The sequence below is a fragment of the Streptomyces sp. NPDC055243 genome, assembly GCF_044544025.1.
Lineage (GTDB): Bacteria > Actinomycetota > Actinomycetes > Streptomycetales > Streptomycetaceae > Streptomyces.
On sequence record NZ_JBITWR010000005.1, the window covers coordinates 419,425 to 434,916 of the forward strand.

Consider the following 15,492-nt stretch of genomic DNA (forward strand, 5'->3'; position numbering starts at 1 on the left):
GGCTCAAGGGCCGACACGGGCCGCCGCGAGTCAGCTCCGTGGCGGACGCGGTGCGGCTGTCGAGGCACGGGGCGTCAGTGCGGGGGCCCGGGGTGGGAGGAGCGATACCTCCTGGCCTGCGATGACGGCGAACAGCTCGCGGGTGACCTGGGCGCCGAAGCCGTGCACGTCGTGGCTCATCGCCGACAGCGTCGGATGGGTGAGGCGACACAACTGGGAGTCGTCCCAGGCGAGCAGGGACAGGTCGTCCGGTACCGCGATGCCCATTTCGGCGGCGACTCCGAGCCCGGCCACGGCCATGAGGTCGTTGTCGTAGACGATCGCGGTCGGCCGCTCGGGCCGCAGGAGCAAGGAGCGGGTGGCCCGGGCCCCTTCCTCACCGGCGAACCCCGTCGCCACCTGGGCGCCGGAACCCAGGCCCAGTTCCCGCAAGGTGTCTTCGAAGACCCGTTCGCGGATGGCGCTGTGCCCCAGGCGGGGCGGGCCGCCGACCCGGGCGATGCGATGGTGGCCCAGAGCGGCGAGATAGCGCACCGCCTCGGCCATGGCCGTGGCATCGTCCGTCCAGACCGAGGGGAGGCCGCCGGTCAGGTCGGGGTGGCCGACCGCCACGGCCGGGATGCCGAGCTGCTTGAGCGGTTCGACCCGCGGGTCGTCCTGGTGGAAGTCGACCAGGATGGATCCGCCGACCTGCCGTTCCCGCCACCAGGTCTCCTGCAGGGAGATCTCCTCGTCCAGGCTGCTGACCAGACGCAGCAGCAGGGAACACGACCGCTCGGCCAGGACGCTCTCGATGCCGGAGATGAACTCCATGTAGAACGGTTCGAGGCCGAGCAGCCGGGCAGGCCGGCACAGCGCGAGGCCGATCGTGTCGCTCCGCTGCGTCGACAGGCTCCGGGCCGAGGAGTTGGGTGCCCAGTCCAGCTCCCGGGCGGCGGCGAAGATGCGCTCCCGTGTGCTCTCGGCAAGGCCGGGCTTGTGGTTGAACGCGATCGACACCGCTCCCTTGGAGACCCCGGCCGCCGCCGCGACGTCCTTGATGGTGACACGTGGGACAGGGGCGCTCACGCCGGTTCCACACAGAAGAGTGCCGCGCGGAACGCATTGGCACCCACACCACCGGCCCCGTGCACACGGATGCGGGTCTGCTCGCCCGGCAGCAAGGTGATCAGGCCGCGGTCGGCGGTTGCCCGCGGTGCGAGGCGATCGGGCTGGAGCAGCAGATCCCGTACGAGCGTGTGCGCACTGACGACGACATCGACCGTGTCCCGGTCTTGCCCCACCGTCTCCACCGCCATGTCGAACCGCGGCGCCGGATAGTCGAACTCCTTGTCCCGAACGGGCAGATGCAGCGTGCGCAGTCCGTCGGCGTCGGCCACCAGATACTCCTTCGTGGCACCCGCCTCGGGGCGCACCTCCGGCGGGGCCGGCAGCCGCAGGACCTCGCGTGCGGGCACCGTGAACCCGAGCGAGACGCGTGTGGCGAGCGTGCCGTCGGTCCGCATCAGGCGCAGCGTCACGTCACTGTCCCAGGGCTCAGTGGCCTGGTTGTCCAGGACGAGTTCGGGGCCGTCAGGTCCCGGCTGCAGGGTCAGGAGGCGGTCGGCGTAGACGCGGCGCAGCTCGTGGTGGAGCGGCTTGAGGCGACCGTCGCCGTCGATCGCGGACCAGGAGCTGACCGGCCAGCAGTCGTTGATCTGCCACACGATGGTGCCGGCGCAGCGGGGCCAGTTGGCGCGCCAGTGCTCGATTCCGGTGGCGACGGCACGGGCCTGGACGACTTGGGTCAGGTAGTGCCAGCGGTCGAAGTCGTTCTCGGGCGAGGCGAAATGACGCTCGACGCCGCGGTTCAGTTTGCCGTTGCCGTCCTCGGCCTTCTGGTGATGCAGCATGCCCGGGGAATCGGCCGCGAGGTCCTCGCCGGGCAGGGCGCGGCGTAGCGTGGCGAACGCCGCGGGTGCCTGCCAGCCGAATTCGGAGACGAACCGGGGCACGTTTTCCAGGTACTCGGTGTAGTCCTGGCGGTTCCACACCTCCCACGAGTGGTACGTGCCGTGGTCGGGATCGTTGGGGTGGTGGTCCCAGGAACCGGACCAAGGGCTGCCCGCGCTGTACGCCCGTGTGGGGTCCAACTCCGCGACGACGCGGGGCAGGAGCCCGAGGTAGTAGCCCTCGCCCCAGGAGTTCCCGGCGAGGGGCTGCTCCCAGTCCCAGTCCCGGAATCCCCACAGGTTCTCGTTGTTGCCGTTCCACAGCACGAGACTGGGGTGCGGCATGAGCCGTACGACGTTGTCGCGGGCCTCGGCCTCCACTTCGCCGCGCAGCGGCTGCTCCTCCGGGTAGGCGGCACAGGCGAACAGGAAGTCCTGCCAGACCATCAGGCCGAGTTCGTCGCAGGCGTCGTAGAAGGCGTCGTCCTCGTAGATGCCGCCTCCCCAGACGCGGACCAGGTCGACGTTGGCGGCGGCGGTCTGCTCCAGGCGGGTGCGGTAGCGCTCGGGTGAGATCCGCGAGGGCAGCACGTCGTCGGGGATCCAGTTCACACCGCGTACGAAGATCCGCTCGCCGTTGACGACGAACGTGAACCCGCTGCCGTGCTCGTCGGCCGCGCGGTCCAGCTCGATGCTGCGGAAGCCGACCCGCCGCTGCCAGCCGTCCAGCGCCCCTTCGCCGTCGAGGAGAGTCACTTCGACGTCGTACAGGGGTTGTTCGCCGTATCCGCGCGGCCACCACAGTCGCACGTCCGGTATGTCGAGCACGAGCGTGACAGCGTTGTCAGCCGCGTCGACGCGCGCAGCAGCGCCTGCCACCGTGGCGTGCACGGTGAGAGGTCGACCTGTGCCCGAGGCGGTGCGCTCGAGATCGACGCGCAGTTCCACGCGGCCGCGCGTACCGTCCACGGTCACCAGTGGGCGCACCCGCTCGATGCGCGCCGTCGACCAGTGTTCGAGCCGGACCGGGCGCCACATGCCCGCGGTGACCACCGTCGGCCCCCAGTCCCAGCCGAAGTTCGCGGCCATCTTGCGGATGTACTGGAACGGCTCGGGATAGACGTTCGGCCGCTCGCCCGTCTGCGCCTTCACGGAGGCGGCCTCGTCGTAGGCAGAGGCGAACGTGACGTCCAGTTCGCCCGCGAGGCCCGTGACATCGAACCGGTAGGTGCGGTGCATGTTGCGCGTGCGCCCCAGCTCCTGACCGGCCAGGACGATGCGGGCGGCAGTGTCAAGGCCCTCGAAGACCAAGTCGGTGCGCTCGTGTGATGTCGAGCCGCAAGTGGCGTCGTCCAACCGGCGCGTATAGGTCCATGCCCGCCGACCCACCCACGCCACCTCGCGCTCGTTCGTGCCGAGGAAGGGGTCCGGGATGAGGCCCGCGGCCAGCAGATCCGTGTGGACGCAGCCGGGGACGCGGGCTTGGAGGAGTCTCCCCTCGTGACTCACGTGCCAGCCCTCGGTCAGCTGGACGATGTGCTTCATCAGCGGCTCCAATCAGACAGGCGCAGGCCCTGGTCGTGCGCATCGCCCGCCAACCTAACCCTCACGTGGTTAACCGGTCCAGTCCTCGGAAGCGATCATCGCCGCACATAACTCCGCAGCCTGCAGCGGTGACTTGCCGTCGGCTATCGACTCTGCGGGTAACGATTAGGCATCGTGCCGGAAATCATCACTTTACCGGTTCACGTGGGGCTGACATAGTGCCGTCAGCCGCTGGGCCTGAGCCGTAACCCTTGGAAGGAGTTGGGCACATGAGGAAGAAGCCGCTGAGCGCCGCGCTGCTTGCCGCCGTGACGCTGACCGTCGCGGGATGTGGCGGAGGAGGGAGCGCGACGGGGGAGGCCGCCACCGCGCCCTCGGACCCCGCCAAGGCGTCAGGCACCATCACCGTGCTGACCAACCGCACCGACCTGGTGCAGGACGGCACGATGAAGAAGTACGCCGCCGAGTTCAAGAAGACCTACCCCAAGGTGGCGGTGAAGTTCCAGGGCATCACCGACTACGAGGGGGAGGTCAAGATCCGGATGAACACCGAGAACTACGGTGACGTCCTGCTGATCCCCTCGGTGATAGCCAAGGGTGACTACCCGAAGTTCTTCGCGCCTCTGGGCGACACCGAGGATATGGCACGGACCTACCGCTTCACCGGCAAGACCGACGTCAAGGGGAAGACATACGGCATCGCCAACTTCGGCACCGTCAACGGCCTCGTCTACAACAAGGCGGTGTGGAAGAAGGCCGGCATCACCGACTGGCCCACCACCCCCGCGCAGTTCCTGGGCGATCTGAAGCAGATCAAGGCGAAGACCGGAGCGACGCCGTACTACACCAACTTCAAGGACGGCTGGCCGCTGAGCAGCCCCTGGACCAACAGTGTCGGCTCGGTCAGCTGCGACGCGAAGGCGTCCGACGCGCTCGCCACCACCGACAAGCCATGGGCCAAGGGCAGCGACCTCAACGTCCTCGACTCCCTGCTCCACGACATCGTCCACGAGAAGATGTCCGAGAAGGACCCCACGACCACCAACTGGGAGACGTCCAAGACCGACCTGGCCAAAGGGGAGATCGGCAGCATGCTGCTCGGCTCCTGGGCCGTGAACCAGATACGCGACGCCGCCCGGAAGGCGGGCCATGACCCGGACGGCATCGGCTTCATGCCCGTTCCGGTTCAGAAGGGCGGCAAGTTCTGCGCCACGATGCTCTCCGACTACCAGCTGGCCGTGAACGCGCACTCCGAGAACAAGAGCGCCGCCCGCGCCTGGATCGACTGGTTCACCGAGAAGTCCGGCTTCGCCGCCGAAGAAGGTGGGGTCTCCGCCCTGTCCTCCATGGGCTTCCCCGATGTTCTCAAGCCATACGAAGACAACGATGTCAAGCTGGTTGAGCGATCCGAGGCCAAGACCGAGCAGGTCAACGCCATCGACAACGCCTCCGAGATCGGCCTCGCCAAGCAGGACTACCGGCAGAAGCTGATCGACATCGCCCGCGGCGCCCAGAAGGGCTCCCTGCAGGACTACTTCGAGGATCTCGACAAGCGCTGGGCCGACGCGGCCGCCACCGCCGGCAACTGACCCGGACCCGAGCACGGGGCCCCGCACCGTTCGCGGGGCCGGGCCCCACTGCCGCATCACGCTCGACACGGATCACGAAAGGCCCTGTTCGCCATGACCGACACCACGTCCAAAGCGCCGCCGACACCCGTGCGCCAAGCCGCCCCCCTCGGCCGGCGCCCCCGCCGGGGCGCCCGGCCCACCCGTTCCTGGCACGACCATCCGCTGCGCAGGATCACCCCGTGGCTGTTCCTGCTGGCCCCTCTGGCGCTGCTGATCACGTTCACCTACGTCCCGGTGGGCAACATGATCTATTACAGCTTCACGGACTGGGACGGCGTCAGCCCCGACCGCAACACCGTCGGGTTCGAGAACTACACCCAGCTCTTCACCCGGCCCGAGCTGTTCCGGGTGTTCTTCGTCAGCTTCTACTACTTGGCCGCGTCGGCCGTGCAGATCGTCATCGCGCTCTACTTCGCGACGGTCCTCAGCTTCGATCTCCGCTTCCGCAACTTCTTCAAGGGAATCCTGTTCTTCCCCTACCTGATCAACGGTGTCGCCATCGGTTTCGTCTTCCTGTACTTCTTCCAGGACGGCGGCACGCTCGACTCGGTCCTGTCGTGGTTCGGCGTCGGCGGTGACCATGCCTGGCTCGGTGACCCGGAGTCGGCCAACACCTCACTGGCCGGAGTGTCGGTGTGGCGCTTCACGGGCTTGAACTTCGTCCTGTTCCTGGGCGCGATCCAGTCGATCCCCGGTGAGCTCTACGAGGCGGCCCAACTCGACGGGGCGAGCCGCTGGCAGCAGTTCCGGCACATCATCGCACCCGGCATCCGGCCCGTACTGAGCCTCAGCGTCATCCTCGCGATCTCCGGCTCACTCGCCGTCTTCGAGATCCCGTACATCATGACCGGCGGCGCGACCGGCACCTCGACCTTCGTCATCCAGACCGTCAAGCTCGCCTTCCAGTTCAACAAGACGGGCCTGGCCTCGGCCTGCGCCGTGGTGCTGCTCCTGATCATCCTGGTGGTCACCTGGATTCAGCGCCGCCTCGTGCCCGACGACAAGGTGGACCTCGTATGACCACGCTCACCACTGACGACCGCCCCACGACCCGCAAGCGACCCCGCATCGGCACGGCTCTGACCTACCTCTCCCTGGTCGTCGCCTCGCTCGTGGTGCTGGTCCCCCTCGTCGTCATCTTCCTCACCTCCCTGAAATCCTCCCGGGAAGTAGGTGACGGCGGCGCGCTGAGCCTGCCCCATGACTGGCTGAACTTCTCGAACTACGCGACCGCGTTCAACGACGGCGAGATGCTGAGAGCCTTCGGGAACACCGCGTTCATCCTGCTGTTCTCCATCACCGGAACCGTGCTCATCGGCTCCATGACCGCGTATGCGCTCGACCGCTTCGAGTTCCGTCTGAAGAAGACGGTGATGGTCCTCTTCCTCGTCGCCACGCTGGTCCCCGGCGTGACGACGCAGGTCGCCACCTTCCAAGTGGTCAACAGTTTCAGCCTGGTGGACAGCCGCTGGGCACCGATCCTGCTCTACATGGGCACGGACATCGTGTCGATCTACATCTTCCTGCAGTTCATCCGCGGCATTCCGACCTCACTCGACGAGGCGGCCCGGCTCGACGGCGCGAACACCTTCACGATCTACCGCAAGATCATCTTTCCGTTGCTCAAGCCGGCGATCGCCACGGTCGTCATCGTCAAGGGCATCACGACGTACAACGACTTCTACATCCCGTTCCTCTACATGCCCTCCGAGGACAAGGGGACCATCTCCACGGCGCTGTTCCGTTTCAAGGGGCCTTTCGGGGCGCACTGGGAAGCCATCTCGGCAGGGGCGATCCTCGTGATCCTGCCGACTCTGCTCATCTTCCTGTTCCTGCAGCGCTACATCTACAACGGGTTCGCGCAGGGGGCCACCAAGTAGTCTCACGCGGGCTGCTACGAACGCGGTTGCCGATCGGCCCAGCCGTCAGCCGCTAGCGGTTCCTGTTGTCGTGATCGGTGGGGCCCTGAGGATGAACCCGCCAGAGCCGGGGCGCGGCGGCGTCCACCGCCATCGGACGGCAGCTTGACCAGCTGACGTTACTGTTTGGCGCCGTCCCAGTCGCCGTACTGGACGGTGGTGGTGCCGTCGGCGGTGGAGGCGCCCAGCACCTCCACCGCCTAGCTGTGCTGTTGCGGCTGATCAGGCGGCCGGGGCTCGCGTCGGAGTCGGCCAGGCGGAACTGCCGGCCCGTCCTGTTGCGTTCGGCCCCCTGCTGGTTCCTGGCACCGTCGGCGGTCGAGCCGCGGTCACGTCGGGGGCCTTGCTCCCATGCCGGGCTTTGAGCCGATGGGAGCCGTCGGCGGTGGACGCGTCATGGATGTCCGGCAGCTTGGTGGCAGGCCCCATCAGGTGCGGGTCCAGCGCTGGTTGCTGCCGTTCGAGCAGGAGTAGAGCTGGATCAGCGTGCCGTTGGCGGTGCCGCTTGCGGCGGCGTCGAGGCAGCGGCCGGACTGGACGCCGACGATGGATCCGTCGGAGTTCAGGCGCCACTTCTGGTTGTCGCCACCCCAGCAGCTGTAGATCTGGACTTTGCTGCCGTTGCCGGTGCCGGCGGCGTCCAGACACTTGTTGCCGTAGACCTTGAGCTCACCCGCGGCGGTGTAGGTCCACTGCTGGTTGGTTCGGTTGTTGCAGTCCCACAGCTGGAGCTGCGTGCCGTCGGTGGTGCCGGCGCCGGGCACGTCCAGGCAGCGGCCTGAAGCGACGCCCTTGATCTGTCCGGAATCCCCAGGGGGCGTAGGCGAGCCGGCGTTGAGCGCGTTCAGGACGGCGGAGTAGGCGGGCTTCTTGCTGCCGTCGCCGTTGAACAGCAGCGGCGAGTGCTCCGGTCGCCAGGAGTCGGTGTCGCGCACACCCCAGACGGTGATGCCCAGGCAGCGCGCGACGGCCAGGCAGTCGTTGGTCACGTCGGCGTAGGTCGTGGCCGGGGCGCCCTGGATGTCGAGTTCGGTGATGGCCACGTCGACGCCGAGGGCGGCGAAGTTCTGCAGGGTGGTGCGGAAGTTGCTGTTGTAGGGGCTGCCGCTGTTGAAGTGCGACTGGAAGCCGACGCAGTCGATCGGCACGCCGCGCTGCTTGAAGTCTTTGACCATGGCGTACATGGCCTGGGTTTTGGCCCAGGTCCAGTTCTCGACGTTGTAGTCGTTGTAGCAGAGCTTGGCGGCCGGGTCGGCGGCGCGCGCGGTGCGGAAGGCGACCTCGATCCAGTCGTTGCCGGTGCGCTGCAGGTTGGAGTCGCGCCGGGCTCCTGAACTGCCGTCGGCGAAGGCCTCGTTCACGACGTCCCACTGGGCGATCTTGCCCTTGTAGTGGGACATCACGCCGTTGATGTGGCCGATCATCGCCTGGCGCAGGTCGCTGCCGCTGAGGCTCTGCATCCAGCCGGGCTGCTGGGAGTGCCAGGCCAGGGTGTGGCCGCGCACCTGCTTGCCGTTCTGCACCGCCCAGTTGTAGACGCGGTCAGCGCCGGTGAAGTTGAACTGGCCCCGCTGTGGTTCGGTGGCGTCGATCTTCATCTCGTTCTCGGCCGTCACCGAGTTGAACTCGCGGCCCGCGATCGTCGTGTACGTCGCGTCGCCCAGCCTGCCCGAGGCGATGGCGGTGCCGAAGTAGCGGCCGCTCTGCGCCGCCGCGGCGCCGAGTGTGCTCTCGGCCGCACTCTCGGCGGCGTGTGCGGTCGGCGACGCGACCGGTGCGGCGACCGCACCGAGGACGCCGACGACCAGCGCTGTCAGCAGACCGCCGAACTTCCGGCGGACGGCGGATGGGGAAAGGGCATGCGAAGCCATGACTGTGCCTCCAGGGTAGAGATCACGGAAGGGCTGAAGAGCAGCGAAATACGTCGTCCGCTCCCACTCGGCAGACGGACGGGCCGGCCGGACCCGGGCAGCACGGGGGCACCGGACACCGTGGTCATGGAACCGAGAAGGTGTCGGCCGGTACGGACAGCACCCGATCGGTCGCCGGGTGACGCAGGGGTCTTGCGGAGTGCGGCCGGGCGGGGAGCGTCTGCCCGGATCTGACCGAGCGTGGATCAGATGCAGGCATGCCCGTCGAGCGTGAAGGCTGTGGGGGAGGGGTTGCTCCCGCTGTACGTCCCCTGGATTCCGAGACTCGCGGTCGCACCGGGTGGGATGGTCCGGTTCCAGTCGGCGTTGCGGGCGACGACGGCGGTGCCGTCCTGGGTGACGGTCGCGTTCCAGGCGTTCGTGACGCGCTGGCCTGCCGGGTAGCTCCAGCTCAGCTTCCAGCCCTCCACGGATTTCGAGCCCGTGTTCTTGACTGTGACCGTCGCGGTGAAGCCCGTGCTCCAGACGCTGTCGCCCTTGTACGTCACCGCACAGGCACCGGTGGGTTCGCCGGTGGGCCGCTCGGCGGCGTAGGCGGCGAGCCAGGCCAGCGGAGCGTTCCAGTTGACCGCCACCTCGTTGGTGGAGTACGAGCCGATGTCGTCGATGTAGCAGGCCGCGGGCGCGCAGCCGGCCAACTTCTCCTGGGCCACCGGGTCCTGGAGCGCGCTATTGGGCCCGCCCGCCAGGGATCCCGCCGGAGGGTTGGGCAGTGAGGCGTCCAACTGGTGTGCCCAGAAGCGGTGATGCTGGTTGCGCGAGGGCTTCTCGCCGTAGCCGGATACGTAGGACTGGCCGATGGCGTTGCGGCCCAGCAGGTAGTCCATTGTCTCCAGCGCGCCGGTGCGGTAGCGCTCGTTGCCGGTCAGCTCCCCGGCGACGGCCAGGACGATCGCGTCGCCCGCGACCGCGCCGTTGGAGCCCCAGAAGTAGCCGTCCGCCGGGACGGGCACCGCGTAGCCTTGGGCGGCCATCCGGGACAGATACCCGTCGGCGGCTGCCGTTACCGAGGCCCGGACCCGGTCACGGTCGGCTGCGGGGAGGCCGTGGGGGACGGTGGCCAGGGTGAGTCGGCCCAGCGCGGCCGTATCCGCCCAGCCGAACCCGTAGTCGGAGAAGGCAGTTGGGGACGTGTGCCAGGACGAGTCGGTGACCGCGTCCCGGTAGCCGCTGTCGCCGGTCGTGGCGTACAGCTCGGCCGCTGCCCAGTAGAACTCGTCGGTGACCTTGGTGTCGCCGTAGGCGCCGCCGCCCGTGCTGTCCGAATCCGGGGCGTACAGGTCCGGGTTGGCCCGGGCCGCCGTCCAGGCCCGCCGGGCAGCCGACAGGCAGCGGTCGGCGAGCGCGGCGTCGTAGGGCCTGAAGACGCGCGCGCACTGCGCCGCGGCCGCTGCGAGGTTGAGGGTCGCCGCCGTGGACGGACGGTGCAGCTCGCGGGGCTGGGCGTCCTGTTCGGGGCGGGTCGGCATGCCGGTCCACTCCGCGTCATGGATCTTGTGAAACGCCATTCCCGCGTACGGCTTGTTCTCGGGCACCTGCATCCGCATCAGGAAGTCGAGCTCCCAGCGCGCCTCGTCCAGGATGTCGGGTACGCCGTTGTCCCGCTCGGGGACCTGCAGGGTCGAGTCGCCAAGCGCCGCGTCCTTGCCCGCCCGCTTGGCCCGCTCGAAGGAGTTGACCATCAGCCAGGTGGAAATGCCGCCGTTCACCACGTACTTGCCGTGGTCGCCCGCGTCGTACCAGCCGCCCCTGACGTCCTGGGTGTAATCGCACACGGTGGCCTGGCAGGGGACGGAGGTGTCGCCCTTGTTGGGCGCGACACCGAGGTGTCCGGCCGGGCGTGCGTAGGCGGAGCCCACCAGGGAGGCGCTGATGGGTGTGCCGCTGCGCTGGTGGTAGAAGAACGCCATCGCGTCGGAGCGCAAAGCGTCGTAAAGGTTCGCGCGGATGTCGAAGGGCACGCTGCCGCTGCCGTCCACCGCCAGGACGTATCCCGAGCCGGTCCCTCGGTACGAGGAGAAGTCGGCCACCTGGACGGACTGCCCGGAGGGGGTGTCCGCGCCGCGCGGGAGGGTCGCACCGGAGGCGACCACCGTCCCGGACGCGTCGCGCAATTGCCAGGTGAGCGGCTGCGCCGCCGTGGTGACCACGGTGGCGCGCTTGGGTCCGTCCGGCAGGTAGCCGACCTGGTTGACGCGTACGGCCGAGGTCGCCGCCGCGGAGGGGGCGGCTGCCGCGGTGGGCGCGGCCAGGAGGCCGCAGACGAGGAGGGAACTCGTCAGCAGGGTGCCGGCGAGGCGTCTGGGGTGGCGTCTGGGGTGGCGTAACGAAGGGGCGGGGGTGGGGGGCATGAGCGGCTCCTGTGGCGATCGTGGTCAGCAGGGCGTGGTCAACAGGGGGAGGGGTTTGGGGGAGCAGGCCGGGAAGGTGACGATGTTTCGGTCGGCGAAGGGTTCGCTCCCGGTGGTGGAGCGGCGGTGTCCAGGTGGGCGTCGTGAGCGTGCCCGTTTGGGAGCGCTCCCAGTCGAAATATCGAACAACGGTCGGCGAGCCGAAGATTCGAGGCGGACAGTAGTGACGTGCGGAGCAGTCGTCAACAGATGCGGACTCGTGCGGGAGTTGAAGATGTGGCGGCCAGGATCGGGTGCTGCCTGCTCACCTGCCCTCCTCTGCGTGGACGACTCGGCTGGCGAACTGTGTCGCAAAGTTTCGAAAAGTTTCCGGTCGGGCCGACGGGCTGGTCAAGCCCAAAGAAGGTGCTGTTTATGGACAGATCAGCGACAGGTCTTGACCCGGAGACCCCATGTTCCTAGCTTATGGCGTCACAGAACTCGAAAAGTTTCCGAAAAGTTTTCGGGATGGGATCGACGCTCCCCACCCCGGGAGGTCCTTGACCAACACCCCCTGGACGCCTGGTGGATCCGCAGGCGTGACGTCCCGACCGCAGCCGCCCCACCCGGTCGCCGGCTGGGACGGCTGAAGGCCGGGGGCGCCGGGGTCACCTCGTCCCCGCTCCCGGCCCTCGCCCCCGCTCAAGGAGTTCTTCTGATGTGGTTTCACCATCCGTCCCCGGTCCACCTGAGACGCTTACTCGCCGTCCTTGCGCCGCTGCTGCTCGTGGCGACCTTCCTCGGTGCCCCGCCCGCCGCCGCGGCGACCGTCGACACCAACGCCTGGTATGTGCTGGTCAACCGCAACAGCGGCAAAGCCCTGGACGTCCACAACCTGGCGACCAACGACGGCGCCCGCATCACCCAGTGGACCAGGAACGATCAGAACCAGCAGCAGTGGCAGTTCGTCGACTCCGGCGGCGGTAACTACCGCCTCAAATCCCGCCACTCCGGCAAGGTGCTGGACGTCCACAACCGGTCCACCGCCAACGGCGGCTCGATCGTTCAGTGGACCGATCAGAACAGCACCAACCAGCAGTGGCGGCTGGCCGACAGCTCGGACGGCTACGTGAGGCTCATCTCGCGCCACAGCGACAAGGCCCTCGAAGTGCAGGGCGGCTCCACCGCCGACAACGCCAACATCGTCCAGTACGACGACTGGGGCGGAACCAACCAGCAGTGGCAGCTGATCAGGGTCGGCGGCGGCAACCCAGGCCCGTGCGATCTTCCGTCGACCTACCGCTGGAACTCGACGGGCGCGCTGGCGCAGCCCAAGCCGGGGTGGGTCTCGCTCAAGGACTTCACCGTCGCCCCCTACAACGGCAAGCAACTCGTCTATGCGACGACGCACGACACGGGGACGAGGTGGGGTTCGATGAACTTCAGCCCGTTCACCAACTGGTCGGAGATGGCCTCGGCCAGCCAGAACACGATGTCGACGTCCACCGTCGCGCCCACGCTCTTCTACTTCGCGCCGAAGAACATCTGGGTGCTCGCCTACCAGTGGGGTGGAAGCGCCTTCTCCTACCGGACGTCGAACGACCCCACCAACCCGAATGGCTGGTCATCCGAGCAGGTGCTCTTCTCCGGGAGCATCCCCGGCTCCGGAACCGGACCCATCGACCAGACCCTCATCGCCGACGGATCGAACATGTACCTGTTCTTCGCCGGAGACAACGGCAAGATCTACCGGGCCAGCATGCCGATCGGGAACTTCCCGGGCAGCTTCGGCTCCAACTCGGCAGTGGTCATGAGCGATACGACGAACAACCTGTTCGAAGCCCCGCAGGTCTACAAGCTCCAGGGCCAGAACCGCTACCTCATGATCGTCGAGGCGATCGGCTCGCAGGGCCGCTACTTCCGCTCGTTCACGGCCACCAGTCTGAACGGCTCATGGACACCCCAGGCCGTGACCGAGAGCAATCCCTTCGCGGGCAAGGCCAACAGCGGCGCCACCTGGACCAACGACATCAGCCATGGCGAACTGCTCCGCACCAACGCCGATCAGACCATGACCGTCGATCCCTGCAATCTGCAGATGCTTTACCAGGGACGCAGCCCCAACTCCGGCGGCGACTACGGCCTCCTGCCCTACCGCCCGGGTCTGCTGACACTTCAGCACTGACAGCACTGACAGCACTGACAGCACTGACAGCGCGACAACGTCAGCGCTGGCTCCATCCCGGCGGCCCGAGCGTTCGTCCAGGCCTGACCGGTTTGCCCGACCCTTGAGGTATGGCGCGGTCACGCCCCCAATCGGGCGGCGTGACCGCGCTGTTAGCATGCGCCCGCCGAGGGGGGTCCTGCAGCAAGGGAGATGACTCCGCGGTAGGTCACAGCTGTCTTTCGGAGCGGATTTGGTTCAGTGGGAACCTTCGGCGGGGTGCCGGACACGGACAGGACATGGAACTGAACGACGCTGGTCCTGCCGTACCGGTCGGCGGGATGTCTGACCGGGAGCTGTGGGCGAGGGCCGTCGACGGCGATCGCGAGGCGTTCGGCCGGATCTTCGACCGTCATGGGAAGGCCGTCTACAACCATCTGTTCCGGCGGACGGCCGACTGGTCCGAGGCTGAGGACCTCACGTCGAGCGTGTTCTTGCATGCCTGGCGACGGCGATCGGAGACGGTACTCGACCGGGACTCGGCTCTGCCGTGGCTGCTGGGTATCGCCAACGGCCAGCTGTCCAACACCAGGCGGCGGCTGAGGCGGGTCGAGGCATTGCTGCACCGGCTTGTCTCGCATGACGAGTCGGTGGGCGACCACGCGGACAGCGTCGCCGTCCAGATCGACGACGAGCGCCGTATGTCGGAGATCCACCGGGCGCTGGCCCGGCTGCCGCGTCACGAACGTGAGGTCCTTGAGCTCTGCGTCTGGTCGGGCCTTGACCAGCAGGCGGCCGCGGCGGTGTTGCAGGTGGCAGTCGGAACCGTGAAGTCCCGGCTGCACCGGGCCCGGCAGAGGCTGGGGGCCGATCTCGGCGGAGCCACCGTTCCAGCGCCGTTCAGTTCGAAAAATCCCGTCGCCACGAAGGAGATCGCACGATGAATGACGCGCAGGGCATTCCGGCGGCTCCTTCCGATCGTGATCTGCCGAACCACCGGCGGACCCGAGAGGAACTACTGATGAAGATCGGTCCACAGGACACCAGGGCTTCGCTGCGACGCAGATGGGGAGTGCCGCTCAGCGTCGCCACCGGAGTGACGGCATTGAGCGTCGCGGCTGTGGGAGTCCTCGGGGGGACAGAGGACGCCGGACCGAGTGCCGCCGACCCCGCGTACGGCGGCGGCAGCCCGGTGAAGTCCACTCCGGCACCGAGTCCGAGCGCATCGCACGGTGCCACGTCGGGGGGAGACGGTTCCGGACCGTCTTCGCACCGTGGGACGTCGCCCGAGGCCGGCTTCACCGTCACCGACGCGACGACGACACCGATCGACGCCGGGACCGTCACAAAGATTCTTTCTTCCTGTCTGGGGCCGGAGGCGTCGCAGTTCCACGCCGTGATCGCGGTCCGCACGCCCGTCGCCTCACGGGACTGGGACGGCGTGGTCGTCGCCGTCAACTCCGCCGATCAGTATGTGCAGTGCCAGTCCAAGGGTGACAAGGGCACCAGCCAGGATTCCCCGCCGACGTTCATCAACGACCGCCTATGGGGAACCGGTCGCACGGTCGAGTATTTCGACTCCATGCTCGAGCCCGTCGCCACGGGCAGGTACCTCATGCTGGGCGCCGGGCACTACACGTCCGACGTCGCCAAGATCACTATCAGCTACGGCGACGACCCGAAAGAGTACCCGGCTCGCATGGCGGGCGGCGCGTTCGTCTATGGGGCGGCCCTCGCCCCGGACACGCCACCGGGCCCGCGCTACGTGGGCCCGAGCCCCTCCGTCCATGCCTACGACGCGTCGGGCAAGGAGATCTACAACCAGGCCAAGGACCCGAAGTTCACCGCGAAGGAGTAAGCAGGCCGCGGTACAGGTGGTGAGGGCGTGGGGCCAGCCAGAATCTCGCGGAGAACACGGCCATGTTCCTTCACCGCCTCACCTCACCTTCACCGCCTCACCTCACGCAGCGGATCCGTCAGCAGCGCGTTCCTGCACGAAACGCACGTGACTGGGGTGCAGGCATCGTTCCTCAGCCACCTC

General features: G+C 67.8%; 10 protein-coding genes. 6 read left to right on the forward strand and 4 right to left on the reverse strand.

Translation table 11 applies throughout. From position 1 onward, the window contains the following. Nucleotides 1-30 precede the first annotated feature (30 nt). Nucleotides 31-1,068 carry a LacI family DNA-binding transcriptional regulator gene (locus ACIGXX_RS17920; RefSeq protein ID WP_351174038.1) on the reverse strand — a complete coding sequence of 346 codons (1,038 nt, stop codon included), beginning with the start codon at nt 1,066-1,068 and terminating at the stop codon, nt 31-33. After that, on the reverse strand, nt 1,065-3,476 hold the full coding sequence (locus tag ACIGXX_RS17925; RefSeq protein ID WP_399976641.1) for a glycoside hydrolase family 2 protein: 2,412 nt from the start codon (nt 3,474-3,476) through the stop codon (nt 1,065-1,067). The genes ACIGXX_RS17920 and ACIGXX_RS17925 overlap by 4 nt, the downstream gene beginning before the upstream one ends. A 269-nt stretch (nt 3,477-3,745) precedes the next feature. Here ACIGXX_RS17925 and ACIGXX_RS17930 point away from each other — a divergent pair, with 269 nt between their 5' ends. The 3 genes from ACIGXX_RS17930 to ACIGXX_RS17940 all read left to right on the forward strand — a co-directional run bounded on the left by ACIGXX_RS17930 (nt 3,746) and on the right by ACIGXX_RS17940 (nt 6,987). Next, on the forward strand, nt 3,746-5,065 hold the full coding sequence (locus tag ACIGXX_RS17930; protein WP_399976644.1) for an ABC transporter substrate-binding protein: 1,320 nt from the start codon (nt 3,746-3,748) through the stop codon (nt 5,063-5,065). 93 nt (nt 5,066-5,158) lie between these two features. Then, nucleotides 5,159-6,127, forward strand: a complete 969-nt coding sequence (locus tag ACIGXX_RS17935) for a sugar ABC transporter permease (RefSeq protein WP_361470361.1) — start codon at nt 5,159-5,161, stop codon at nt 6,125-6,127. Beyond that, a complete protein-coding gene (locus tag ACIGXX_RS17940) occupies nt 6,124-6,987 on the forward strand; it encodes a carbohydrate ABC transporter permease (RefSeq protein ID WP_351174026.1) in 864 nt (287 codons plus the stop codon). Before ACIGXX_RS17935 ends, ACIGXX_RS17940 begins: the two co-directional genes overlap by 4 nt. 467 nt (nt 6,988-7,454) lie before the next feature. Here the strand turns inward: ACIGXX_RS17940 and ACIGXX_RS17945 are convergent, their stop codons facing one another. Next, nucleotides 7,455-8,897: an endo-1,4-beta-xylanase gene (locus ACIGXX_RS17945; protein ID WP_399976649.1), complete on the reverse strand. Its 1,443-nt coding sequence runs from the start codon at nt 8,895-8,897 to the stop codon at nt 7,455-7,457. 245 nt (nt 8,898-9,142) lie between these two features. Then, entirely contained in the window at nt 9,143-11,308 is a 2,166-nt protein-coding gene (locus ACIGXX_RS17950) for a glycoside hydrolase family 9 protein (RefSeq protein WP_399976652.1), read from the reverse strand. A 697-nt stretch (nt 11,309-12,005) separates the two neighbouring features. Between ACIGXX_RS17950 and ACIGXX_RS17955 the strand changes: the two genes are divergently transcribed. From ACIGXX_RS17955 to ACIGXX_RS17965, 3 genes are all read left to right on the forward strand, one after another. Then, nucleotides 12,006-13,472 carry a non-reducing end alpha-L-arabinofuranosidase family hydrolase gene (locus tag ACIGXX_RS17955; protein ID WP_399976655.1) on the forward strand — a complete coding sequence of 489 codons (1,467 nt, stop codon included), beginning with the start codon at nt 12,006-12,008 and terminating at the stop codon, nt 13,470-13,472. A gap of 278 nt (nt 13,473-13,750) precedes the next feature. Beyond that, nucleotides 13,751-14,395 (forward strand): sigma-70 family RNA polymerase sigma factor, encoded by a 645-nt coding sequence (locus ACIGXX_RS17960; RefSeq protein ID WP_351174014.1) that lies wholly within the window; start codon nt 13,751-13,753, stop codon nt 14,393-14,395. 77 nt (nt 14,396-14,472) lie between these two features. Then, nucleotides 14,473-15,309, forward strand: coding sequence for a hypothetical protein (locus tag ACIGXX_RS17965; protein ID WP_399976659.1), 837 nt, complete (start codon nt 14,473-14,475; stop codon nt 15,307-15,309). Nucleotides 15,310-15,492: the final 183 nt, after the last annotated feature.